This is a genomic window from Streptomyces sp. NPDC048504, assembly GCF_043200035.1.
GTDB lineage: Bacteria > Actinomycetota > Actinomycetes > Streptomycetales > Streptomycetaceae > Streptomyces.
This window is the reverse complement of sequence record NZ_JBICXA010000018.1, coordinates 65983-88928: the sequence shown is the minus strand read 5'-3', so window position 1 is coordinate 88928 and position 22946 is coordinate 65983. Positions and strand designations below refer to the sequence as shown.

The window sequence follows — 22946 nt, the reverse complement described above, 5'->3', positions numbered from 1 at the left end:
GTTCAACCGCGCGCCCGGCGCGCCATGTCGTGCAGCACCGTCGAGGTGGGCACGGGCGCCTGCCGGACGCCGGTCAGCGTCTGGTTGAGATAGCTGGAGTGGGCGGCGGTGGCCGCGACGAACTCGGCGGTGTCACCCTGCGGCCGGAACCCGTGCCGTACGGCGAGCTTGCGCAACGTCGGGTCGCTGCTGAGGAGTTGACCCAGCTCACGGCCCTCCGGAGTGAGCGGTACGACGGTGTGGTCGCTGTTGGCCGTGGTGTCCGGGTAGAGCACGACGAGGTCGCCGACCGGCTGCTTGTCGAAGAGCAGTGAGGCCACCTGCGACTCGTACACGAGGACCAGCGGATTGCCGGCGCCGCTGATGAAGTCCCTGAACGGCGCGTCCGAGCTGGACTGTTGGGCACCCTGCACGCTGATCAGCTTGTGCATCAGGGGCGCGGTGCGATCCACATCGGCGCTACTGGCCGCCACCCGCCCGCCGCTTGCGACGTACGAAGCGGCGGCGAGGTACAGAGCACCCGAGTTGGAGGTCTCGGGGTCGGTGGTGGCGATGTAGAGGGTGCCGGTCAACTCCCCGTGTTTCGAGGCCCCCTTGAGTTGCTGCCAGGTCAGATCCCGCTTGGCGGCGTCGAGATAGGCGCCCATCTTCAGCGTGCCGCGGTCCTGGCTCTTGTCCAGCGTGGCGAGCCCGTTGTCCGCGAGCACCTGGGCGGCGCTGCGGTGGGCCACGACGACGAGCGGCGAGTAGAAGGGCCGCGGCAACGGCTGCCGCACCTTGTACTTGTCGGCGAGCGCGTCGGCCGGCGCCTGACTGGAGGGGAAGGCGAAGTCGTACCCCTTGAGGTTGAGCCCTTCCATGGCCCAGGACCCGGAGGTCTCCGTCTTCACGGTGAAGCCCTTGGCGGCGAAGGCCTTCACCACATCGGGATCGGCGAAGAAGTCCGCCTTCTCCGAACCGATCACACCACGCACGGTCTTCGTTGCCGTGCCCTTGTCCCCGTTGTCCCGGCCCGCTACGACGGCTGCCACCACGCCACCGATCAGCAACACCGCAAGGACGATTCCCGCGATACGTCTCACGAGGGGCAGCGTGCTCGCGGAACCCAACATTCCCCGAGGAAAGGGATGAACGGAGAGTGTCGGCCGGGTCCCGGATCAACACGGCCCAGAGGAGCGCCCCTTTAGGGGCGCGGGGCTGTATCGATATGCGGCTCCGCCGCGTGGGCGCGACCAGCCACAACGGGCGTGCACCCGTGGTTTTTAGGGGCGCGGGGAACTGCGCGACCAGCCACAGCGGACGCGCACTCGCAAGACAACAGAACCGCCACGGCGATAAGGCGCGACAGCTCAGGCGACCACAGTCACCGCATGCGCATCCATCCGCTCAGCAGACAGAATCGCCGCCGCAGTATCCGCCCGGGACGCAGCAACAACCAAGGCCCGCCCGGCAAGCGCATGAGCCCGCTGATGCAGGGCATCCAACCGCGCCGTAGAAGAGGGCACTGCCGCCCTGCTCGGCGAGGCGGCACCCCCACGCAACCGAGTCAACTGCCCGGCAAGCCTCTCCGCAGCCACGTCCAACTCGGCAGAAGGCTCCAGCGCCCGCAGTTCGTCGGTCACCGCAAGCAGCGCAGCGAGATGCCCCGCAAGCTGAATGTCCAGCTCCTCCTCACGCGACCGATGCGGAAAGTCGGAGGAAGGGGTGCGGGCCACCGTGCTGTGGACCGACTTCGTGCGGATCGGTTCGTACATGGCATGGTCTCCTGTGCTCAGACAGGAAACCATCCTAGCTTAGATCTCGTCTAAAGTTGTGCTGGCCGAAAAATTGGCCGGAAGGATCCCAAGAAAACCGCCCCGCGAGGTTTAGCGCGGCTCCACCACCGTTTACGGCTGGCTGTACCCGTCCAGGAAGTTCCCGATCCGCGTCACCGCGTCCCGCAGATCCCCGACCGACGGCAGCGTCACGACCCGGAAGTGATCGGGCTCGGACCAGTTGAACCCGGTGCCGTGGACGACCATGATCTTCTCCTGGCGCAGCAGGTCGAGCACCATCTGCCGGTCGTCCTTGACCTTGAACACCTGCGGATCGAGCCGCGGAAACAGATACAGCGCGCCCTTCGGCTTCACGCAGGTCACACCCGGGATCTGGGTCAGCAGGTCGTACGCGACATCCCGCTGCTCCTTCAGCCGGCCACCCGGAAGCACCAGGTCGTTGATGGTCTGCCGCCCGCTGAGCGCGGCGACGACCCCGTGCTGCCCGGGCATGTTCGCGCAGAGCCGCATATTGGCCAGGATCGTCAGACCCTCGATGTAGGAGTCGGCGTGCGCGCGCGGCCCCGAGATCGACATCCACCCGACCCGGTATCCGGCCACCCGGTACGCCTTCGACATCCCGTTGAAGGTGAGGGTGAGCAGATCCGGGGCGACCTTCGCGGTCGGGGTGTGCGTGGCGCCGTCGTAGAGGATCTTGTCGTAGATCTCGTCCGAGCAGACGAGGAGGTTGTGGCGGCGGGCGATGTCGGTGAGGCCCTTGATCATCGCCTCGTCGTACACGGCGCCGGTCGGGTTGTTCGGGTTGATGATGACGATCGCCTTGGTGCGGTCGCTGACCTTCCGCTCCACGTCGGCGGGGTCGGGCATCCAGTCGGACTGCTCGTCGCAGCGGTAGTGGACGGCGGTCCCGCCGGAGAGTGAGACGGCGGCGGTCCACAGCGGGTAGTCCGGCGACGGTACGAGGACCTCGTCGCCGTCGTCGAGCAGGCCCTGCATCGCCATGACGATCAGCTCGGAGACGCCGTTGCCGATGAAGACGTGTTCTACGTCCGTCTCGATGCCCAGGGTCTGGTTGTGCATCACGACCGCGCGGCGGGCGGCCAGCAGGCCCTTCGCGTCGCCGTACCCGTGCGCCGACGACACGTTCCGGAGGATGTCCTCCAGGATCTCGGGCGGGCACTCGAACCCGAACGCTGCCGGGTTCCCGGTGTTCAGCTTGAGGATGCGGTGCCCGGCCGCTTCCAGACGCATCGCCTCTTCGAGAACCGGGCCCCGGATCTCGTAACAGACGTTGGAGAGCTTGGTCGACTGGATCACCTGCATGTCGGTGAGCTTACGGCGCGGTAACGAGACTTGGCTCGTGCTTTCCGCCACATGAGACACCGCCGCGAACGGCCGGAAACCGCTCCTTGCCCCCTCCCCTCTCAACGATCACAATGCCCATGACAAAAAGGCGGCGGCCGGAAGATCTCCGGTCGTCTCGTCATAAGAGGGGACCCCCACATGAACAAGCCTCTCCTTGCCGCGCTCTCCACCCTGGCCATCGCCGGGGCGGGCGTGGCACCCGCGGTCGCCGCACCCCAGGTGGCGCCGAAGGCCGCCGCGGTGACCGTCGACTTCGCCGGTACCGTCTCGCTCAGCAACTGCTCCGGCTCGGTCATCCGCTTCCCGAACTCGACCGACACCGCTCCGGCGCTGGTCATGACCAACGGCCACTGCCTGGAGACCGGGTTCCCGGCGGCCGGTCAGGTCATCACCGGCCAGTCCTCCAGCCGTACCTTCGGGCTGCTGAACTCGGCCGGCACCAAGGTCGCCACACTCCGCGCCAACCAGGTCGTCTACTCGACGATGACCGACACGGACGTGACGATCTACCGCACCACCACGACGTACGCGGCGATCAAGAGCGCGTACAACATCAGCCCGCTCACCGTGAGCGCCACGCACCCGACCGCCGGCACCGCGATCAAGGTCGTCTCCGGGTACTGGAAGACGATCTACAGCTGCAGCATCGACGGGTTCGTGTACCGGCTGAAGGAGGGCGACTGGACCTGGAAGGACTCGGTCCGTTACACCTCCGCGTGCAACACCATCGGTGGTACGTCGGGGTCTCCGGTGATCGACACCAGTACCGGGCAGGTCGTCGCGGTCAACAACACGGGTAACGAGGACGGGGAGACCTGCACCGAGAACAACCCGTGCGAGGTCTCGGAGAACGGCACGGTGACGGTTCGCGAGGGCATCAACTACGCCGAGGAGACGTACAACATCCCGGGGTGCTTCACCTCGGCGAACGTGCTCAGCCTCAGCGCGTCGGGTTGCACCCTGCCTAAGCCGTAGTGCGCCGCTGAGTGTGTCGTTTTTGTCTGCGGGTGCGTGGGGGCTGGTCGCGCAGTTCCCCGCGCCCCTAAAAACAGGGCGCTATCGCGTGCGGCGGATTGATCTGCCCGGGAGTTCGGTTGTTCGGTGGCCGTCCTCGATCACGAAGCGGCCGTCGATCAGTACGTGGGGGATGCCGGTCGGTAGGTTGCGCGGCTCTTCGAATGTTGAACCTGCCGCTACCGTCTGCGGGTTGAAGAGGACGAGGTCCGCCTTGTAGCCCTCCTTGATCAGGCCCCGGTCCGGCAGGCGTAGGCGGGCTGCCGGGCGGGACGTCAGGTGGGCTACGCACTCCTCCAGGGTCAGGAGTCCCAACTCCCGTACGTAGTGGCCGAGGTAGCGCGGGAACGTGCCGTACGCCCGCGGGTGCGGCTTCGCGCCCTGGAGGATGCCGTCGGAGCCGCCGGTGTGGACGCGGTGCCGCATGATCTGCCGGACGTTCTCCTCGTGGCCCACGTGCTGGAGGATCGACGGGGCGAGTCGGTCGGAAAGGAGGAGATGGCGGGCTGTGGTCCAGTTGTCGAGGCGGCGGCCTACGTACTCCGCCAGCGCGGGATTTGTGACCCCCGAGATCTCGATCGTGTCCCACTCCATCGGCACCCCGTGGCAGCCGTCCGAGCCGATCACCTCCAGGTGGTGGCGGATACGGTCGGCGATCTCGTCGTCCGCCAGGCGCCTCAGGATCTCCTCCGGGCCGCCCTCGCTCGCCCAACTCGGCAGCATGGCCACGAGAGTTGTGCAGCCGGGGGTGTAGGGGTAGGTGTCGAGGCTGATGTCCGCGCCGGTCGCCAGCGCCTCGTCCAGGAGGGACAGGAGCTCGGGTGCGCGGCCCTCGTTGACGCCGAAGTTCATGGTGGCGTGGGCCAGATGGAGGGAGCAGCCCGCTTCGCGGCTCAGCTCCACCATCTCCTCGTAGGCCTCCAGCGCGCCCGCGCCGTACGAGCGGTGGTGGGGGCAGTAGTAGCCGTCGTACGACGCCACCACCCGGCAGAGTTCGGTGAGTTCGGCGTCCTTGGCGTACATGCCGGGGGTGTAGGTGAGCCCGGACGACATGCCGACCGCGCCCTGCTCCATGCCCTCGGCGACCAACTGCCGCATCCGGTCCAGCTCTTGGGGTGTCGCCTCCCGGTCCTCCCACCCGACGGCGAGCATCCGGACCGTGCCCTGCGGGATCAAGTAGGCCGCGTTGACCGCGATTCCGCGCCCACCGAATGCGGAGTCCAGCCGGTCCAAGTACTCGCCCACCGAACGCCAGTCGAAGTCGATGTCGTCGCCGTACCCGTTCCACCCGGTGATCGCCCGGCGCACCTCGGCCAGCGTGCGGTCGTCGACAGGGGCGTACGACAGCCCGTCCTGGCCGATGACTTCGAGGGTCACCCCCTGTGCGGCCTTGGCGCTGTGGTCCGGGTCACGGAGGAGGGCCAGGTCGCTGTGGGCGTGCATGTCGATGAAACCGGGGGAGAGGGTCAGGCCCTCCGCGTCCAACTCCCGGCGCGCCTTGGGACGTTGACACCCCGCCGCCGCGGCCTCCTGGACGATCGAGACGATCCTGCCGCCGTCGATCACGACATCGGCGCGGTAGGACGGTCCACCGCTGCCGTCCACGACGTCCGCGTCCCGGATGACGAGCTCTTCCACAACTCCTCCAAGAAGAACGTGCGGATCAGAAGAACGTACGGATGTAGTCGACGACCGTCCCGTCCGCCTCCGCCACCGGGATCAGCTGCCACTTGTCGAAGGACGTGCAGGGGTGGGACAGGCCCATCCCGATCCAGTCGCCCACCTCAAGGTCCGCCTCCGGGGCCGTCCGCAGCCAGGCGTGCTGGTCGGACAGGCCCGTGACCTCGATGCCGGTCGCCGGGCGCTCGGTGCCGTCCCGGCGGACGACCTGGGCTACGGGGAGATCCAGGTCGTAGGCCGCGTCCCGCTTGCCCGCGTTGGCGAAGGCCTGCTCGGGGGAGGGGCGGGAGACGATCTGCGCCCAGAGCCGGAACGCGGGCTCCAGGGCGCCCTCCTCGGGGATGCGGGTGAAGGGGGTGATCTCGCGGTAGTGGCCGTCGTCGTGCGAGACGTAGGCGCCGGAGCGCAGCAACTTCAGCGCGGGGAGCGAGAGTTCGGGCAGCTCGGCGAAGACGTCGGCCACCGCGTCGAACCACGCGCTGCCGCCCGCGCTGACGACGATCTCGTCAACTCCCTGGAAACGCCCGCCCTTGTCGAACTCCACGGCCAGGGAGGTCAGCCGCCGCAGCCACGCGTGCACCCGCTCCGGATCGGCCTGGGGCACCTCCCCCTCGTACCCGGCGACCCCCACCAACCGCAGTGTCCCTACGGCGGCCACCGCGTCCGCGACCGCCGCGCACTCCGCCTCCGTGCGCACGCCGGTGCGGGCGCCCTCGCCGGCGGCCAGTTCGACGACGACGTCCAGCGGGCGGGCGGCGCCGCGCAGGGCCGCGTCCATCAACTCGACGCCGCGCACGGAGTCGACGTAGCAGATGAGACGGAAGCCGTCGTCCGCGTCCAGTTGCGAGGAGATCCACTTCAGGGCCGCCGGGTCGACCAGCTCGTTGGCCAGGAAGATGCGATCGATGCCGAACTCCCTTGCCACGCGCACCTGGTGGGGGACCGCGAGGGTGATGCCCCAGGCGCCGTGGGCCAGTTGGCGGTGGAAGAGCTGGGGGGCCATGGAGGTCTTGCCGTGCGGGGCGAAGGCGAGGCCGTGGCGGGTCGCGTACGTCTCCATGAGGCGGAGGTTGTGGTCCAGGCGCTCGGCGGAGAGGGCGAGGACGGGGGTGGGGAAGCCGCCGGTGAAGAGGTTGCGGCGCTGGGCCGCCAGCTCGGCGACCGTGACGCCGTCCGCGTCCGGGGGGAGGCCCTTGAAACGGTGGTCGACGCGTTCCCCGGCGAGCCGGGCGAGCGCTTCGGTACCGGTGTCGCGGACCATGGGGCCTCCCTGAGCTGGAGTGTTGCAGTCTCTGCAACATTCATTGCGTATATCGCTTACCGCTGTCTAACATCTCGCCCAACACCGGGTCAACGGAGCCGCCGCCCCCGGCGCACCGGACGAGGAGCCATCACCATCGTGACCGCCGACGGACAGTCCACCGCCGCCCGTGACGTCGTGGACGTCGTAGCGCTGGGCGAGTCCATGGTCACGTTCCTACCCAGCCGGCCGGGTCGCCTCGCCGACGTGCCGTCCTTCGACCGCGCCATCGGCGGCGCCGAGTCGAATGTGGCGTGCGTGCTGGCGGCGGCCGGACACTCGGTCCGGTGGGTCAGCCGGGTCGGGGACGACGGCTTCGGTGATCACCTCGTCGAGACGGTCGGCGGCTACGGCGTCGACGTCTCCGCCGTACGGCGTGATCCCGAGCGCCCGACCGGCATCTACTTCCGCACCGCCGGGGACCGGGCCACCGACGCGCACGAGGTGGCGTACTACCGGGCCGGTTCCGCGGCCTCCGCGATGGCCGTCGACACCGTGGACCTGGCCGCCGTACGAGCCGGACGGGTGCTGCATCTGTCCGGGATCACCCCGATGCTGTCCGAGGACTGTCTCGGCCTGGTCCGTGAGCTGACCGCGATCCGCGCGCACCGCCCGCTGATCTCCTTCGACGTCAACCACCGTCCCGCGCTGGGGCGTTCGGCCGACGGGCCGAGCGTGCTGCTGGAGCTGGCGCGCGGCGCGGACCTCGTGTTCGTCGGAGAGGACGAGGCCGCCGAGGTCTGGGGGCTGGTCGGGGCCGATGCCGTACGGGACGCGTTCCCCGACCCCGAGACGCTCGTAGTCAAGCAGGGCGGACGCGGGGCCACCGTCTTCCACCGGGGCGACGCCACCTTCGTGCCCGCGCCGCACGTCGACGTGGTCGCGGCGGTCGGCGCCGGGGACGCCTTCGCCGCCGGGTTCCTCTCCGCGACCCTGCGGGGACTTCCCGTACGGGACCGGCTGCGGCATGGCCATCTCACGGCCGCCGCCGCCCTCACCGTCCCCGGCGACCTCGCCGCGCCTCCCGTCCGCGACCACGCCGACCGGCTGGTCGCCCTGGACGAGCAGGCGTGGGGGAGACTTCGACTCGGCCCCGGCTGGACCGACGCCGCCGACTGGGCCGACGAGGAGGTATGTACGCCATGAGTCAGACCGTCGACCGCGCGCTCAGCATCCTGCCGCTGCTCGCCGAGGGCCCCGCCGACCTCGGCCAGGTCGCCGAGCGTCTCGACGTCCACAAGTCGACGGCCCTGCGCCTCCTGCGCACCCTGCACGAACACGGCCTGGTCTACCGCCAGTCCGACCAGCGCTACCGCCTCGGTGCCCGCCTCATCGCCCTCGCCCAGGAGGCGATGGAGAACCTCGACATCCGCGAGATCGCCCACCCCCATCTCGTCCGGCTGAACGAACAGTGCGGTCATACCGTCCACCTCGCGGTGTACGAGGAGAACGAGGTCCTCTACATCGACAAGGTGGAGAGCCGCTACCCGGTGCGCATGTACTCACGGATCGGGAAGCCGGTCGCCATCACGGTCGCGGGCGTGGCCAAGCTGCTGCTCGCCGACTTTCCGGAGATCGAGCGCCGGGCCCTCGCCGACAAGCTCGAATACCCCATGTACACCGCCCGTTCCACCCCCAACGCCCCCGCTTTCCTGCGGGAGTTGGAGAAGGTGCGGGAACAGGGCTGGGCCACCGACCTCGGCGGCCACGAAGAGTCCATCAACTGCGTCGCCGCGCCGATCCGGGGCGCCGACGGACGGGTGGCCGCCGCGATGTCGGTCTCCGCGCCCAACGTCGTCGTCACCGCCGACGAACTCCTCACCCTGCTCCCCTTGGTCCGTCGTACGGCGGACGCCATCAGTGGTGAGTACTCCGGCAGAACAACAACCAGGGATACCGAATGACCGACAAGATCGCGCTCACCCCCAAGACCCACACCGCCCCGCCCGCCAAGTTCTCGCACGGCGTGCGCAAGGGGAACATCCTTCAGGTCGCCGGCCAGGTCGGCTTCCTCCCCGCCGAGGAGGGCAAGCCGCCGACGCCGGCCGGCCCGACCCTGCGCGAGCAGACCCTCCAGACCCTCGCCAACGTCCAGGCGATCCTGGAGGAGGGCGGCGCGAGCTGGGAGGACGCGATGATGATCCGCGTCTATCTGACGGACGTGGACCACTTCGCCGAGATGAACGCGATCTACAACGAGTACTTCGAGGGCCGCGTCGAGGTCCCCGCCGCACGCACGACGGTCTACGTCGGCCTGCCCGCCGGGCTGCTCATCGAGATCGACGCGCTGGCCGTTCTGAGCTGACGCACCCTCAACTCCCGCACACCGTAAAACGGTTCGGCACCTCCAGGGGCGCCGGACCGCGATCTCCCCTGCCCGAAAGCCCGATGTACTTACGTAGAGGACCCCCCAAATGTCCTATCCGCTCGCCGCAACCGCCCCCACACCCCCACCCCACACCGGAGGCCTGCTCCTCCTACTGGACGGCACAGCAGGCCTGTTGACGGTCGCCGCCCTCGGGATCGCGCTCCTCCTCTTCCTGATCATCAAGGTCAGACTCCAGCCCTTCGTGGCCCTCCTCGCCGTCTCGATAACCGTCGGCCTGCTCTCCGGTCTTTCGGTCACCGAACTCTTCGGCACGGTCCAGCGCTCCGACGCCGTCTCCACCATCGAGTCCGGCATGGGCGGCATCCTCGGCCATGTCGCGATCATCATCGGCCTGGGCACGATGCTCGGCGCGATCCTCGAAGTCAGCGGCGGGGCAGAGGTGTTGGCGTCCCGGCTGCTGAACCTCTTCGGTGAGAAGCGAGCGCCCCTCGCCATGGGCCTCACCGGCCTGATCTTCGGCATCCCGGTCTTCTTCGACGTCGGCATCTTCGTCCTCGCGCCGATCGTGTACGCGGCCGCCAAGCGCGGCGGCAAGTCGATCCTGCTGTACTGCCTGCCGCTGCTCGCGGGCCTGTCGATGACCCACGCGTTCCTGCCGCCGCACCCCGGCCCGGTGGCCGCGGCCGGCCTGCTCCACGTCCAGCTCGGCTGGGTCATCCTCATGGGCATCGTCTGCGGCATCCCCGCCGTACTCGCCGCGTGGGCCTACGCCGCCTGGATCGGCAAGCGGATCTTCGTCGCCGTACCGCAGGACATGGTCGAGGCGGCGGCCGAGGCGAAGCAGGCGGTCATCGACGAACAGCGTGCGTCCGGCGTCGTACCGCAGGAGAAGCCGGTGTCGCTGGGCACGGTTCTCGCGATCATCGGTACGCCCCTCGTCCTGATCCTCGCGGCCACCTTCTCGTCGATCGCCTTCGACCCGTCGACCGGCCGCTCGGTCGTGGAGTTCTTCGGCAGCCCGTTCGTCGCCCTGACGATCGCGCTCCTCCTCGCGTACTACCTCCTGGGTCTGAGGCGCGGCTGGTCCCGCAAGTCCCTGGAGACCGTCTCCACCGCGTCCCTCAAGCCGGTCGGCAACATCCTGCTGGTCGTCGGCGCGGGCGGGATCTTCGGTGCCGTCCTGAAGGCGAGCGGGGTCGCGCAGGCACTCTCGGACACCTTCCACGACGTAGGCCTCCCGGTGCTGGTCCTGTCGTACCTGATCTCGCTGGTACTACGGGTCGCGCAGGGGTCGGCGACGGTGGCGATCGTGACGACGGCGGGCATCGTGGCCCCGCTGCTGGCCGAGGGCGACCACTCGCAGGCGTTCGTCGCGCTGGTCATCATGGCGATCTCGGCGGGGTCGATCTTCGCCTCGCACGTCAACGACGGCGGCTTCTGGATGGTGGCGAAGTACTTCGGGATCAGCGAGCGGGACACGCTCAAGACATGGACCGTGCTGGAGTCGGTGCTGTCGGTCGCGGGGTTCGCGGTGGCCGCTGTGCTCAGTGTGTTCGTGTAAGCCGCTTGTAGGCGTCTGATAACAAAGTTGGGGCTGGCTGTGCCCGACACAGGATCGTCGACCATACTGCCCGCTGTGGAGCAGCGCATAGGTTCGAGCAGCCAGCCCCTGGAGGGCGAGCCCGTGAAGGGTGCCGGATTCGACCCGGCCTTCATCCCGGGGCTCACCGCACCCGCCGTGTCCTCCGACGCACCGGAGGACACGAAGGCCGAGGCGGCGGAGCCGGAGAAGGCGTCGGTCGAGGAGACCGAGGTCGAGGTCGAGAAGGCGGACGTCGGCAAGACGAACGTCGAGAAGGCCGTTGCCGAGGATGACGCCGCCGCCGACGCCGCTGACGACGACGCGGATGAAGTCGGCGAGGAGTCGTCCGGCGGCGGCCCGGTCTTCGAGGCGTCCGACCGTCGTGCGGAGATCGTCGCGGACGAGAAGGGCGTACGACTGCGCCTGGACGACCAGAACTGCGAGTTCCGCTGGGACGAGATCGGCGCCATCGAGACCGAGTCCCCGCGCTTCGGCAGGCGGTTCACCATCACGGTGCACACTCCTGACCGCCGTTGGTACCCGATCGAGATCGAGGCGGCGGCCAGGAGCAGGTTCGCCGAGTGGGAGACGCAGCTGGACGCGGTCCTCGACGCCTACTTCGACGACGGTGACGACGACGAGGCCGACGGGTCCGACGAGGTGGACGAGGCGGCGCTCGCCGCGGCGGAGGCAGAGGTCCGCGAGGACTGACTAGCCGCAGTACTGGGCCTCTTTGCCGATGGACCGGTACATGCAGTCCGCGTTCTCCAGCAGTTGGAACACCGCGTCCCGGTTCCGGGAGGTCTCCCGCTCGATGACCTCGTCGGGCGGGTAGAAACCGCCCGCGGAACTGGACGTCGGATACATCTCGAAGGTGTAGTCGAAGATCTTCTGAGTGCCCCAGAGGTAGTCGTCGATGGAACCATCGGTGATGTACAGGTCGCTGGACTGCTCGGCCGTGTAGCCGTTGCTCGCGCCCATCTTCTGCCCGACCGCCTTGAACGCGGCGGCGTCGTCCGCGGTCATCCCGGTCGCCGTGTCCGAGTACGTGTACCCGAACGGCCACAGCACGAGTTCGCTGTACGTGTGGAAGTCGATCCCCGCGGTGATCTGCTGCTTCCCGCCGACCACCCGGCTGCGCACGAAGTCCGCGACCACCTTCACCTCGGGCGCCGACTCGGCGGACGTGCCCCGGTAGGTCTCGGACGAGGTCGAGCCCGAAGAGCCGCCGCAGCAGCCCCACTTGTAGTTCCAGTTCCGGTTGAGGTCCGTACCGACGTAACTGGAACCGGAGTTGGGCTGGCGGTTCTTGCGCCAGGACCGGTAGGCGCCGGTGGCGATGTCGTACTCGCCGCCGTCCGGGTTCAGGTCGGGCACTATCCAGATCTCGCGGTTGTTCACGATGTTCGTGACGCGGGAGTCGGTGCCGTATCCCGCGCCCAACTCGCGCAGCAGGTACAGCGCCATCTCCACCGTGAGGTGCTCGCGGGCGTGCTGGTGGAACGTGAAGACGACCTCGGGTTCGCTCTCGTCGGTGGCCACGTTGTCGCTGACCTTGATGGCGACGATGTCCCGGCCCTGGTACGACTTGCCGATGACTTTCTTGCTCATGATGCCGGGGTAGGCGGCGAGCCGCTGGTCGATCTCCGTGTTCGCCTCGGCGTAGTTGTGGTACTTCGAGTCGGCCGAGGGGAAGTCGAGGAGGCGTGGGGCGTCCGCGGCCGACGAGCGGTCCGGGGCGGAGCCCAACAGCGAGACGGCGTAACCCTGTTGACGCAGTTTCTCGATCTGGGCCGAGCGGCCGGAGACGACCACGGTCTCCTCGTCGGACTCGTCCACGGAGACACCGGCCGCCGCGATGGCCGTACGCGTGACCGGGGTGTTGTGGTCGACGTGGATCTCGTACTGGCGGATGTCGTCCGCGGCCGGAGCGCCCTTGTGTGTGCTGTCGGCGGTGGCCTTGGACGCGGTGGCCGCCGTGACGGGGGCGGCGAGGGCGAGGGCCATCAGGGCGGCGAGCGCGGCGGTGCGTCTGCCGCTGCGGGGGCCGCTGGTGGCTGAGCCGCGAATCCGGAGTCGCATGAAATCTCCTTGCTGGAGTTGGGGGGTGTTTCAGTGCGACGTGCGTGAAGTACGGCGTGCGGGTGGGGTGTTGGTGTGAGCGTTCCTGTGTGCCGCCTATGTTGATGTGTTGGCATGGTCAGGTCAAGAGTGCTCAAAGTCGTCGGCCGGATTACCGCCACTTCGGGCTGAGGGCGATCTCCCGGAGCTGCTTCATGGTCAGGGCCGGGGACTTGCGGGTCGCGGTGGTGTCCTGGGCGCCGGAGTTGAAGGCGCTGATCACCACCCGCCTGCCGTCGGTCCTGATGGTGTCGACGGTCCACATCACGACACCGGAACCGCCCTTCTCGCCCGGCCCCTGATGCTCGGCGACCTTCGTGCCGTCGGACAGGACCTCGGCGTCGGAGCCGAACAACTGGCCCTCGACATCCGACATGTCCGCCTGGACGTTGACCTGTACGAGGGTCCTGCCCTTGCCGTCGTCGACGACGACGTAGCCGAACTCGGAGTCCTCGGTGTCGCCGGCCTCGGACAGCGTGAGGCCCTTCGGCAGCAGGGTCCGGAGTGTGGACGTGACGGACACGGTGGCCTCCGTGGAGCTCGGACTCGGTGGTGTGACCGGTGAGTTCGGGTCCACCGGCATCGCGTCGATCGCGTCCCGCCAGGCCGTGTCAGCGGCCACCTTCCTCAACTGGGCCGGGGACAGCGGCGGTTGGCTCCTGGTGATCGGCGCGTCCTTCTCGGCGGCGGCGTTCCACTCGCTGATGCCGACGTGCTGCCCCTGCGGGGTGACGAGTTCGGCGCTCCACAACTTGGTGTCCACCCGGCGGTCCGGATACTCGTACCCCTGAAGGACCATGACCACCGAACCGTCCGCCAGCCGGCTCGTACGGCACGCGTCGTAGTGCGTGAACACCTTCGCCGGGCACGTGGTGGTCTGCCGCGCCTCGTCGCTCCCCGGCTCCACCCGGCCCAGGCTGAGCTCCACGGCCGACTTGCCCTTCCCGTCGTCGAAGACGACATGGACGTACGGCGACAGTCCCTCGTCCGTGCCACGGGCCTCGACCTTGGAGTACGCGCCGTCGCCCACCAGGAGTGTGAGCACCCGGAACAGGGCCTCGCCGGAGACGGGAGCGGGGGCGGAGGAGGTGGCGGAGGCGCTGGTGGACGTGGCCCGGGAAGCCTGTGTGCCGGGGGAGCCGCTCGGCAGGAGCAGCGCGCCGCCCACGCCGACTAGGGCGATGCCGGCCGCGCCGCTCATGACGGCGGCGTTGCGGCGGCGCAGCAGGCTTCGGCGGCCCTTGAGGGCGCCGGCGGTGGCGAGGGCGGCCCGGTCGGTCTCGAAGGCGTTGCCCGCGTCGTGCAGGCCGGCGGCGAGCCGTTCCTCGAAGGGGTCGAGGGGTTCGCTGTGCTGGGTGTCGGGCATGGCGGACCACCGTTTCGTGTAAGCGGATGTAAAGGGTGTATGGGGTGCTGGGGGATTGAGGGGTGTAACGGGTGCGCGGGAGAAGGGAGTTGAGGCGGGGTGCGGGTCGGGTGTTCAGGGGCGGGCGTATTCGTCGAGGTTCTCGCCGAGCAGTTCGCGCAGCCGGCCGAGCGCGCGGACGCAGCGGGTGCGTACGGCGGCCGAGCTGACGTGCATCACGTCGGCGGTCTCCTCGACGGACCGGTCCTCCCAGTACCGCAGGACGACCACGGCACGGTCCTTGGCGGGCAGCCGGGAGAGGGCCTGGAGCAGGGTCAGCCGTAGCGTCGTGTCGGCGCCCGGGGCGCCGGGGTCGGGCAGGTCGGGCAGGACGTCGGTGGCGCGTTCGGTGCTGCTGCGGCGCCGCTGGTGGGCGAGGTAGGTACGGGTGAGGACGGTCTGGGCGTACCCGGCGGGGTTGCCGACCCGGGACAGCCGTCCCCAGCCGACGTACAGCTTGCCGAGGGTCTCCTGGACCAGGTCCTCGGCGAGATGTGTGTCCCCGGCGGTCAGCAGACAGGCGGACCGGTAGAGATGCCCGGCGCGCGCGGAGGCGAACTCCGCGTACTCGTCGGCACGTTCGTGTCGTCTCATGCCTGATCCCCCTGGTTTCGCGGGCTGTTGCCGGCGCCGCCCTCACTTGTACTGATGCGATGGGCCCACGGAAATGTTTCAGGTCGGTGGGATCGGTGGGGTGGGCGGGTGCGACGGACTCGGGGAAGGCGGGGCGCGGTGGGCGTAGGGCGGGCGACGACCTTCCCGTGCCCACGACTTGGGGCCGGCGGCCGCCCCTCGACCCCGGCAAGCCGGTGCTGCGACGCCCGGCGGGGCGCTGATCTGAAACTCTCGCCCCGATCCATGTGCGCCCCGAACACGCCCCGCCCCGCGCCTCCGCCCGCCGGGGCATCCGCGTCGGGGCCACCTTGTCCTCCGGGGCCGATCGTGACGACCATGTCCCTGACCGCGTAAGCCCGTTGCAGCGAGGGGGAACTGTCGTGTTCGACAACCTGGGAGACCTGGGGAAGCTCAAGGACAAGGCCGAGGAGATCGCCGAGGAGCACGGAGACAAGATCGCCGACGGGCTGGAGAAGGCCGGGGATGTCGTCGACGAGAAGACGGACGGCAAGCACAGCGAGCAGATCGACACCGCGGTCGACAAGGCGCAGGACCTGGTGGCGAGGCTCGCCGCGCAGGCCGCGGACGGTGAGAAGAAGGACTGACAGCCGCTGACCGGAGGGTGAACTCTCAGCCCACGGGGTCGAGTTCACCGCTTCCCGTCGGGAGCGTGCGCATCGTACGGAGCGGTGACAGGAAGTTCGGGAGGACGCTCGCCGTCATGCCCGCCGCGCCGATCCACAGCGTCGCCGTCGCTCCGAACACCGAGCCCGACGTCCCGCCCAGCAGTCCGCCCAGCGGGATTCCGCCCCAGGACACGAACCGGGCCGTCGCACTCACGCGGCCCAGGAGCCGGTCCGGGGTGAGGGCCTGCTGGAAGCTCGACTGGGCCACGACGCGGACGACTCCGCCGAAGGAGAGCGAGGCGAGGCCGGCCGCCGCCACGCACACACTCCAGCCCGGGTGGGCCAACGGCATCAGGACGGTCAGCGGGCACGTCACCAGCGACGCGAGCCAGATGACCCGGCCCTGGCCGACCCACCGCGCGACCCGGGTCGCCGACAGCGCGCCCAGCAGGGCACCGCAGCCCATCCCCGAGAGGACGAGGCCGATACCGGAGGAGTCGAGCCCCAACTCCCGTTCCAGGAAGACCAGCAGCATGGTCTGGTACATCACCAGGAAGAGGTTGAAGATCGCGTCGCTCAGCGTGATCGCGCGCAGGGCCGGGTACTTGAGGACGAACCTCAGGCCCTCCTTGATGTCGCGGCCCAGCTGAGACCGCTCGCTGGGCCCCAACTCCCGTTCCGGCCGGACTTCTTGCTTGCGGATGGTGATCGCCAGCAGCCCCGACAGCGCCATCCCGGCCGCGCTCACCAACAGTGTCGCGGGCGCGCCCACCCAGCCGACCAGCGGCCCGGCGATCCCCGGCCCGCTGATGCTGGTCACCGAGCGGATCGCCGAGAGTTTCGCGTTCCCCTCGACGAGGTTGGCGCGCCCCACCAGATGCGGCAGGTAGCTGACGTACGCCACATCGAAGAAGACCGTCAGCACCCCATGGACCAACGCGACCGCGTACAGCCACCACACGGTGAGCAGGCCCGCCCACCACGCCACCGGTACGGTCACGAGAACCAGCGCCCGCGTGAGATCGGTGCTGATCATCACCGACCGTTTCCGCATCCGGTCCACCCACGCACCCGCCGGCAGCCCGACCAGCAGCGAACCCGCCGTGGTCATCGCGGTCAGCAGCCCGACCTGGAACTCGTCCGCGTCCAGCGCCACGATGGCGACGAGCGGCAACGCCAGAAAGATGATCCGGTCGCCCAACTGCCCGAGCGCGGTGGCGGCGAACAGCCGCCCGAAGTCCGGTTCGCGGAGGAGTCCGAGCCGCGCGGGTAAAGGCATACGAGGCACCTGCCAGGGGGTCGACGTCGCGGATGATCACGTCAACCTAACCGACAGATGGGGAGCGCGACCCGACAGCGGCCGCACTCCCCACGCTCCCTGCCTACCGAGTGCTACGGCAACGCGTGCACATGCGCCCCCACCGAGTTCGACCACGAACTCCCCGCGGCCGCGTCCCAGTTCGTCGACCATGTCATCGCGCCCCGCAGGTCGGGATACGTCTTCGACGGTTTGAAGGTGCCGCAGTTGGTGCCGGCCGTCAGGCAGTCGAGGGCGTTGTTCACGATGGTCGGGGAGACGTAGCCGCTGCCGGCCGCGCTCGTGGAGGCCGGGAGGCCCAGGCCCACCTGGGACGGGGCGAGGCCGCCCTGGAGCTGGATGCAGGCCAGCGCCGTCAGGAAGTCGACCGTGCCCTGGCCGTAGACCTTGCCGTCGCAGCCCAGCATCGTGCCGCTGTTGTAGTACTGCATGTTGACGACCGTGAGGATGTCCTTGATGTTCAGGGCCGTCTGGAAGTACGCGTTCGACGTGGACTGCATGTCGATCGTCTGCGGGGCCATCGTGATGACGAGGGACGAGCCCGCCTTCGACGACAGAGACCTCAACGCCTGTGTCATGTAGGTCGCGTTGATGCCGTTCTCCAGGTCGATGTCGACGCCGTCGAAGCCGTACGTCTGCATCAGGGAGTAGACCGAGTTGGCGAAGTTCGTCGCGGATGTCGAGTCGCTCACCGAGATCGTGCCGTTCTGGCCGCCGATCGAGATGACGACCTTCTTGCCGGCCGCGTGCTTGGCCGCGATGTCCGCCTTGAACTGGTCGACCGTGTAGCCGCCGAGGCCGGCCGAGTCGAGCGTGAAGGAGACCGCGCCCGGCGTCGAGGTCGCGTCCGCGAAGGCCACCGCGATGATGTCGTACTGGGAGGAGACGGCCGAGAGCTTCTGGACGGTCGCGCCGTTGTTGAAGTTCTGCCAGTAGCCGGTCACCGCGTGCTTCGGCAGACCCGTACCGCCGTTGCCGCCTGTTGCCGTCGTCGTGCCCGTCACCGCCGTCGACTTGCCCGACTCACCGGCCGAGTTGGTCGCCGTGACCTGGAAGGAGTACGCCGTCGACGCCGTAAGTCCCGTGATCGTGGCCGACGTTCCCGTCACTGCCGTGATCTTCGTGCCGCTGCGGTAGACGTTGTAGCCCGTCGCTCCCGACACCGCGCTCCAGGCAAGGGAGACCGACGAGGACGTCGTGGAGGACACGGTCAGGCCCGTCGGTGTCGCCGGGACCGTCGGGGCCGGGTCGCTGCCACCGCCGCCGTCCGGGCCGTAGACCGAGATGTCGTCCGCGTAGTACGCGGCCTGGCCGTACCAGCCGTGCGTGTACACCGAGACGGACGTCGTCGAGGCGCCCGTCGTGAACGTCGTCGAGAGCTGCTTCCACGACGTGGTGTCGGGGGTCCACGTCGACACGTCCGTCGTGCCCGTGCCTGTCACGCCCAGGTAGGAGTAGCCGCCCTGCACCCACGCGCTCAGCGTGTACGTCGAGTTGGGCTTCACCGCCACCGACTCGCTGCACTGGGCGTTGTCCTGGCCGGCCGGGGTGGCCTTCAGGGCCGCCGCGCCGCTGTGGACCGGGGACGAGACGGTCGTGCCGCTGCCCGCCGTACAGGTCCAGTTGGTCAGGCCCGACTCGAAGCCGGCGTTCTTGGCGTTGTTGATGTCGGCGGCGGACGCCTGGCCGGTGCCCGCGAAGGAGAGAGCGAGGGCGGCCATGGCGACCCCGGCCCACAGACGTCTGTTCCTGAGGACGGGCATGCCTGGTGCGCGGTCCACTGATGCCTCCGGTGGGGGAGTTTGGAGGGGATGTGACTGTGACTGTGCCGACGGTGGCCACCGCTGGGAGTCCCAGAGTTGGTCCAGACCAATCCGATGTCAAGAGGTCCAGACCAACTTCGCCGACACCGGTCTCGGTACTCCCGTCGCGATCGGATGCGCGACCTGCCCCGATTTGGCGTGTTGTGTGCGATGACAGTTGCCGCACAGCTACAGAAACGCTGTTCTCCGGCCACAGGGGCGTGGTTACAGTGCTGAGGTAGTCACGCAGTGAAGTCAACTCGGTGTGCCGGAGTAATGCCGGCGGGCCGACAGGCGTGAGACGGGGAGCTGCGCGTGCCAACTGCCATTGCCGTGACCAGCGCCGACATGGCGCTGCCGCCACAGGACGAACGGACCCTGCCCGCCGTCGTCCTGCGGGACCTCGATCAACGACCGCTGGACCAGGCGCTGTCGGAGATGCAGGCCCTGATCGACCAGCACGGGCATGTCGTCGTCGTGTCCTCGCAGGCCGTGTCCGAGGGCGTCGACCGACGGCTGCACACGATCCGGTCCATCCTGGAGAGCGACCGGATCGCCCTGTTCCGTCCGAATCTGCCCCCGCTCGGACTCGCCGTCCTGGCCCGGCAGTTGAGGCAGCTCGCGTCCTGCGACCTCAGTCCCGGCGTCCTCGCTTCGGCGGGCCGACTGCTCACGCACTACATCCACGCCGGCGCGCTCCTCGGCTCGGTCACCAGGCTGGACCGGGTCCCCGTCGGCCTCAAGTCGCACGCCAAGTCCTGGGTGCCCGGCAGCCAGTTCGCCGTGATCGCCCACCCCGAGCCGCAGTTGATCCGGGTCGGCCCCGGAGTCGCGCTGGAGGGGCCGGAGTTCGGCACCTGGATGCTGGTCGCCAAGGGGCAGCTCCAGTCCGACTGGATCGGCACCACCCTCGCCCCGGCGTGGAACGCGATGGGGCTGCGCGAGGCCACCCTGCCCGCCGAATCGGTGACTTGGTGGGGTACGAACAAGCTGATCGAGTTCTGTACGTATCTGCCCGACCTGTCGGTGCTGTACCAACTGGTCACCTCTGTACGGCAGTCCGTGTGCCACTGGTGCGGCATCGACGTCATCGGCGACCGTTGTGTCTTCTGCTCCGCCACACCGCCCGTTCACGAGAACCAAACATCGAGCGGATAAGTCCTCAACACACAGGACACGCTTACAGCACACGAATTCGCCAGACCTGGTTCGATCCGCTCATTTCCGCTCGACCGATATCCCCAATGAGGTTGTACGGTTCATGAACTCCCGTCAGCGCCGCGGCGTGATACTCCTGCTCCTGTCGGTGATCTGCGCCCTCGGCGCGTTCGCCGGCGTCCTCTCCGTCATCCGTGACGTGAAGTCCAAGGTCGGTCCCGAGGTCACGGCGTACCAGGTCAAGGACAACGTGGCGCCCTACACGGCCCTCACCGCCGCGCAGTTCAAGAAGATCGAGATGCCCAAGCGGTGGCTGTCGGACAACGCCGTGACCGATCTCCGCCAGATCCAGGGCAAGATCGCGGTGACCACCCTGCGCGGCGGCTCCCTGCTGCAGACCGACATGATCGTGGACCAGCCGGCCCTGCAGCCCGGGCAGCAGGAGGTCGCCATCATGATCGACGCGGCGACCGGCGTCGCCGGCAAGATCACGCCGGGCTCCACGGTCAACGTGTACGCGACCTTCGAGGGCGCGAAAGCGGGTGACCCCGACCAGTCCAAGATCATCGTGACCAACGCGAAGGTCATCGACGTCGGCCACATCACCGCCCTCGACCCCGGCAGCAACAGCGACAAAAACCAGCAGACGTCCACCGACGGCGTGCCGATCACCTTCGCGCTCTCCACGCTCGACGCCCAACGGATCACCTACGCCGAGTCGTTCGCCGAGCGGGTGCGGCTCGCGCTGGTGGCACCCGGCACCGATACGACCGTCCCCGACAAGGACCGGACGTACGAACTCGCGAAGGACAAGTGAGAGGCCCGCATGCCCACCAGGATTCTTCCGGCGGTCGGAGACGCGGACGCCATCCGCGCCATCACGACCCTGCTCAGCCAGCTCCCGGACGCCGACCCGGTGGCCCCGGTGGCCGACTCGACGCAGCTCATCGACACCCTGGCCCGGCTCGCCGCCGAGTCCGTCGACGAACTGCCCGAGGTCGTGGTGGTGCATGAACGCATCGGTCCCGTACCGGCGTTGGAGCTGGTCCGCGAGGTCGCGCTGCGCTTCCCCGCGGTGGGCGTCATCCTCGTCACCACCGACGCGAGCCCCGGCCTCTTCCAGGCCGCCATGGACTCCGGCGCCCGCGGTCTGATCGCCCTCCCGCTGAGCTACGAGGAGTTGGCCAACCGCGTCCAGGCCGTTGCCGCCTGGTCGGTGGGCGTACGGCGCCATCTGGGCCACGGCGGCGACGTGTTCACCGGTGTCGGCGGCACCGTCGTCACCGTCAGCGGCTCCAAGGGCGGGGTCGGCGCCACCCTCGCCGCGATCCAACTCGCCCTAGCCGCCCAGACGTCGGGCCGTACCGTCGCGCTTGTCGACATGGACCTCCAGACCGGGGACATCGCCTCCTACCTGGACGTCCAGTTCCGCCGCTCCGTCGTCGACCTCGCCGCGATCACCGACATCTCGCCGCGCGTCCTGGCCGACGCCGTGTTCCGGCACGACACGGGCATCGCGCTGCTGCTCGCCCCCGGCGAGGGCGAGCGCGGCGAGGAGGTCACCGACCGGGCCGCCCGCCAGATCGTCAGCGCCCTGCGCTCCCGCTACGAGGTCGTCGTCATCGACTGCGGGGCCCAGATGAGCGGCGCGAGCGCGGCCGCCGTCGAAATGGCCGACACGGCCCTGCTGTTCACCACCCCGGACGTGGTCGCCGTACGCGCCGCGAAGCGCACCGTCCGCATGTGGGACCGGCTGCAGATCCGCAAGGCCGAGGAGACGACCATCGTCGTCAACCGCTACACGCGCGGTACGGAGATCCAGCCGGCGCTCATCCAGCGCATCACCGGCACGACGGTCGCCGCCACCGCGATCCCCGCCAACTTCAAGGAACTCCAGGGCGCGGTGGACGCGGGCCGGCTGCACGAACTCGACAACAAGAGCGTGGTGAAACAGGCCCTTTGGGGTCTCGCGGGCGAACTCGGACTGGTCAAGGTCCCCGAAGTCGCCCAGAAGAGCGGGCGGTCGCGGGGCGGCGGCGATCGCGGCTCGGTGAGCTTCCGGCGCCGGAGAGAGTGAACGGGGATGCGTATGTCTTTGATCTCTGCGCACGGGCGGGACAGGGGCCGGGACCGGGGCCAGGTCACCATCGAGTTCCTCGGCATGACCCCGCTGATCATCCTGACGCTGGTGCTGATGTGGCAGTTCGTGCTGGTGGGGTACACCTTCACCCTCGCGGGGAATGCTGCGGACGAGGCGGTGCGGGCGGGGACGGCCGCCGCCCCGGGGGACCGGGAGGCCGCCTGCGAACAGGCCGGCCTCGACAAGCTGGACGGTGCGTGGAAGGGGGACGCCACGGTGACCTGCCAAGGCACGGGGTTCGTCACGGCCGACGTCGACCTCAAGGTGCCCGTCCTCTTCCCGGGCGCGATCGGCTTCCCCTTCACGGTGCACGGCCACGCGGGCGCCGTAGAGGAGGCGAAGGACTGAGATGCGGAAGCACAGGAGGGAGAAGGGGAGGCGGGACCGTGGCCAAGTCGCCATCGAGTACCTCGGGTTCATCCCGGTCCTGATCCTCGTCGCCATGGCGGGAGTACAGCTCGGGCTGATCGCGTACACCGCGATCCAGGCCGGCACGGCGGCCAGGACCGGGGCGCGCAGTGCCTCGCTGGAGCAGAACTACGCACAGGACTGCAAGGACGCGGTCAGCGGATTCCTGGCGGGCGGCACCAGTTGCAGCCGGGCCGACCTGGGCAGGTCCGTCCAGGTCACCTCCACCGTGAACATCCCGTCGATCGTGCCCGGTTGGGACTTCGGCACGGCCAGCAAGACCGCCACCATGCCGCTCGACCACTGAA

Annotated in this window: 22 protein-coding genes; 12 read left to right on the top strand and 10 right to left on the bottom strand. The window is 68.9% G+C overall.

Annotation, left to right across the window (positions count from 1 at the left end; all coding sequences use genetic code 11):
• Window positions 1-2 precede the first annotated feature (2 nt).
• The 3 genes from ACGFY9_RS36900 to ACGFY9_RS36890 form a co-directional block, all read right to left on the bottom strand.
• Window positions 3-1082 carry a substrate-binding domain-containing protein gene (locus tag ACGFY9_RS36900; RefSeq protein WP_393761622.1) on the bottom strand — a complete coding sequence of 360 codons (1080 nt, stop codon included), beginning with the start codon at window positions 1080-1082 and terminating at the stop codon, window positions 3-5.
• Window positions 1083-1349: 267 nt separating this feature from the next.
• Window positions 1350-1754 carry a hypothetical protein gene (locus ACGFY9_RS36895; RefSeq protein WP_393761620.1) on the bottom strand — a complete coding sequence of 135 codons (405 nt, stop codon included), beginning with the start codon at window positions 1752-1754 and terminating at the stop codon, window positions 1350-1352.
• Between the two features lie 132 nt (window positions 1755-1886).
• A complete protein-coding gene (locus ACGFY9_RS36890) occupies window positions 1887-3098 on the bottom strand; it encodes a pyridoxal phosphate-dependent aminotransferase (RefSeq protein WP_393761618.1) in 1212 nt (403 codons plus the stop codon).
• A 180-nt stretch (window positions 3099-3278) separates the two neighbouring features.
• On the opposite strand from ACGFY9_RS36890, the gene ACGFY9_RS36885 reads away from it, so the two are divergent.
• Window positions 3279-4115, top strand: coding sequence for a trypsin-like serine peptidase (locus ACGFY9_RS36885; protein ID WP_393761616.1), 837 nt, complete (start codon window positions 3279-3281; stop codon window positions 4113-4115).
• An 81-nt stretch (window positions 4116-4196) separates the two neighbouring features.
• Here the strand turns inward: ACGFY9_RS36885 and ACGFY9_RS36880 are convergent, their stop codons facing one another.
• A complete protein-coding gene (locus ACGFY9_RS36880; RefSeq protein ID WP_393761614.1) occupies window positions 4197-5792 on the bottom strand; it encodes an amidohydrolase family protein in 1596 nt (531 codons plus the stop codon).
• Window positions 5793-5817: 25 nt separating this feature from the next.
• Window positions 5818-7095, bottom strand: coding sequence for an amino acid deaminase (locus tag ACGFY9_RS36875; protein ID WP_393761612.1), 1278 nt, complete (start codon window positions 7093-7095; stop codon window positions 5818-5820).
• 138 nt (window positions 7096-7233) lie between these two features.
• On the opposite strand from ACGFY9_RS36875, the gene ACGFY9_RS36870 reads away from it, so the two are divergent.
• From ACGFY9_RS36870 to ACGFY9_RS36850, 5 genes are all read left to right on the top strand, one after another.
• Window positions 7234-8280: a sugar kinase gene (locus tag ACGFY9_RS36870; RefSeq protein WP_393761610.1), complete on the top strand. Its 1047-nt coding sequence runs from the start codon at window positions 7234-7236 to the stop codon at window positions 8278-8280.
• Window positions 8277-9038: an IclR family transcriptional regulator gene (locus ACGFY9_RS36865; RefSeq protein ID WP_393761608.1), complete on the top strand. Its 762-nt coding sequence runs from the start codon at window positions 8277-8279 to the stop codon at window positions 9036-9038. The genes ACGFY9_RS36870 and ACGFY9_RS36865 overlap by 4 nt, the downstream gene beginning before the upstream one ends.
• Entirely contained in the window at window positions 9035-9439 is a 405-nt protein-coding gene (locus tag ACGFY9_RS36860; RefSeq protein ID WP_393761606.1) for a RidA family protein, read from the top strand. The genes ACGFY9_RS36865 and ACGFY9_RS36860 overlap by 4 nt, the downstream gene beginning before the upstream one ends.
• 109 nt (window positions 9440-9548) lie before the next feature.
• Window positions 9549-11024, top strand: a complete 1476-nt coding sequence (locus tag ACGFY9_RS36855; RefSeq protein WP_393761604.1) for a GntP family permease — start codon at window positions 9549-9551, stop codon at window positions 11022-11024.
• 75 nt (window positions 11025-11099) lie between these two features.
• Window positions 11100-11756: a hypothetical protein gene (locus ACGFY9_RS36850; protein WP_393761602.1), complete on the top strand. Its 657-nt coding sequence runs from the start codon at window positions 11100-11102 to the stop codon at window positions 11754-11756.
• On the opposite strand, the gene ACGFY9_RS36845 is transcribed toward ACGFY9_RS36850, so the two are convergent.
• The 3 genes from ACGFY9_RS36845 to ACGFY9_RS36835 all read right to left on the bottom strand — a co-directional run bounded on the left by ACGFY9_RS36845 (window position 11757) and on the right by ACGFY9_RS36835 (window position 15165).
• Window positions 11757-13127: a M14 family metallopeptidase gene (locus ACGFY9_RS36845; protein ID WP_393761600.1), complete on the bottom strand. Its 1371-nt coding sequence runs from the start codon at window positions 13125-13127 to the stop codon at window positions 11757-11759.
• A gap of 151 nt (window positions 13128-13278) precedes the next feature.
• Window positions 13279-14532 carry a hypothetical protein gene (locus tag ACGFY9_RS36840; protein WP_393761598.1) on the bottom strand — a complete coding sequence of 418 codons (1254 nt, stop codon included), beginning with the start codon at window positions 14530-14532 and terminating at the stop codon, window positions 13279-13281.
• Between the two features lie 114 nt (window positions 14533-14646).
• Window positions 14647-15165: a SigE family RNA polymerase sigma factor gene (locus ACGFY9_RS36835; RefSeq protein ID WP_393761596.1), complete on the bottom strand. Its 519-nt coding sequence runs from the start codon at window positions 15163-15165 to the stop codon at window positions 14647-14649.
• A 401-nt stretch (window positions 15166-15566) separates the two neighbouring features.
• Here ACGFY9_RS36835 and ACGFY9_RS36830 point away from each other — a divergent pair, with 401 nt between their 5' ends.
• Window positions 15567-15791: an antitoxin gene (locus tag ACGFY9_RS36830; protein WP_393761594.1), complete on the top strand. Its 225-nt coding sequence runs from the start codon at window positions 15567-15569 to the stop codon at window positions 15789-15791.
• Window positions 15792-15816: 25 nt separating this feature from the next.
• Here ACGFY9_RS36830 and ACGFY9_RS36825 read toward each other — a convergent pair whose 3' ends face one another.
• Together ACGFY9_RS36825 and ACGFY9_RS36820 are read right to left on the bottom strand one after the other, a co-directional pair.
• The gene (locus ACGFY9_RS36825; RefSeq protein WP_393761592.1) at window positions 15817-17091 is read right to left on the bottom strand and encodes an MFS transporter; all 1275 of its coding nucleotides are present in this window, start codon (window positions 17089-17091) and stop codon (window positions 15817-15819) included.
• 113 nt (window positions 17092-17204) lie between these two features.
• Window positions 17205-18893: a chitinase gene (locus ACGFY9_RS36820; RefSeq protein WP_393761900.1), complete on the bottom strand. Its 1689-nt coding sequence runs from the start codon at window positions 18891-18893 to the stop codon at window positions 17205-17207.
• 354 nt (window positions 18894-19247) lie between these two features.
• Between ACGFY9_RS36820 and ACGFY9_RS36815 the strand changes: the two genes are divergently transcribed.
• The 5 genes from ACGFY9_RS36815 to ACGFY9_RS36795 all read left to right on the top strand — a co-directional run bounded on the left by ACGFY9_RS36815 (window position 19248) and on the right by ACGFY9_RS36795 (window position 22945).
• Window positions 19248-20090 (top strand): hypothetical protein, encoded by an 843-nt coding sequence (locus tag ACGFY9_RS36815; protein WP_393761590.1) that lies wholly within the window; start codon window positions 19248-19250, stop codon window positions 20088-20090.
• Between the two features lie 103 nt (window positions 20091-20193).
• On the top strand, window positions 20194-20907 hold the full coding sequence (cpaB, locus tag ACGFY9_RS36810) for a Flp pilus assembly protein CpaB (RefSeq protein ID WP_393761588.1): 714 nt from the start codon (window positions 20194-20196) through the stop codon (window positions 20905-20907).
• 9 nt (window positions 20908-20916) lie between these two features.
• Window positions 20917-22167, top strand: coding sequence for an AAA family ATPase (locus ACGFY9_RS36805; RefSeq protein WP_393761586.1), 1251 nt, complete (start codon window positions 20917-20919; stop codon window positions 22165-22167).
• 6 nt (window positions 22168-22173) lie between these two features.
• Window positions 22174-22578, top strand: a complete 405-nt coding sequence (locus ACGFY9_RS36800) for a TadE/TadG family type IV pilus assembly protein (protein WP_393761584.1) — start codon at window positions 22174-22176, stop codon at window positions 22576-22578.
• Window position 22579: 1 nt separating this feature from the next.
• Entirely contained in the window at window positions 22580-22945 is a 366-nt protein-coding gene (locus ACGFY9_RS36795) for a TadE/TadG family type IV pilus assembly protein (protein WP_393761582.1), read from the top strand.
• Window position 22946: the final 1 nt, after the last annotated feature.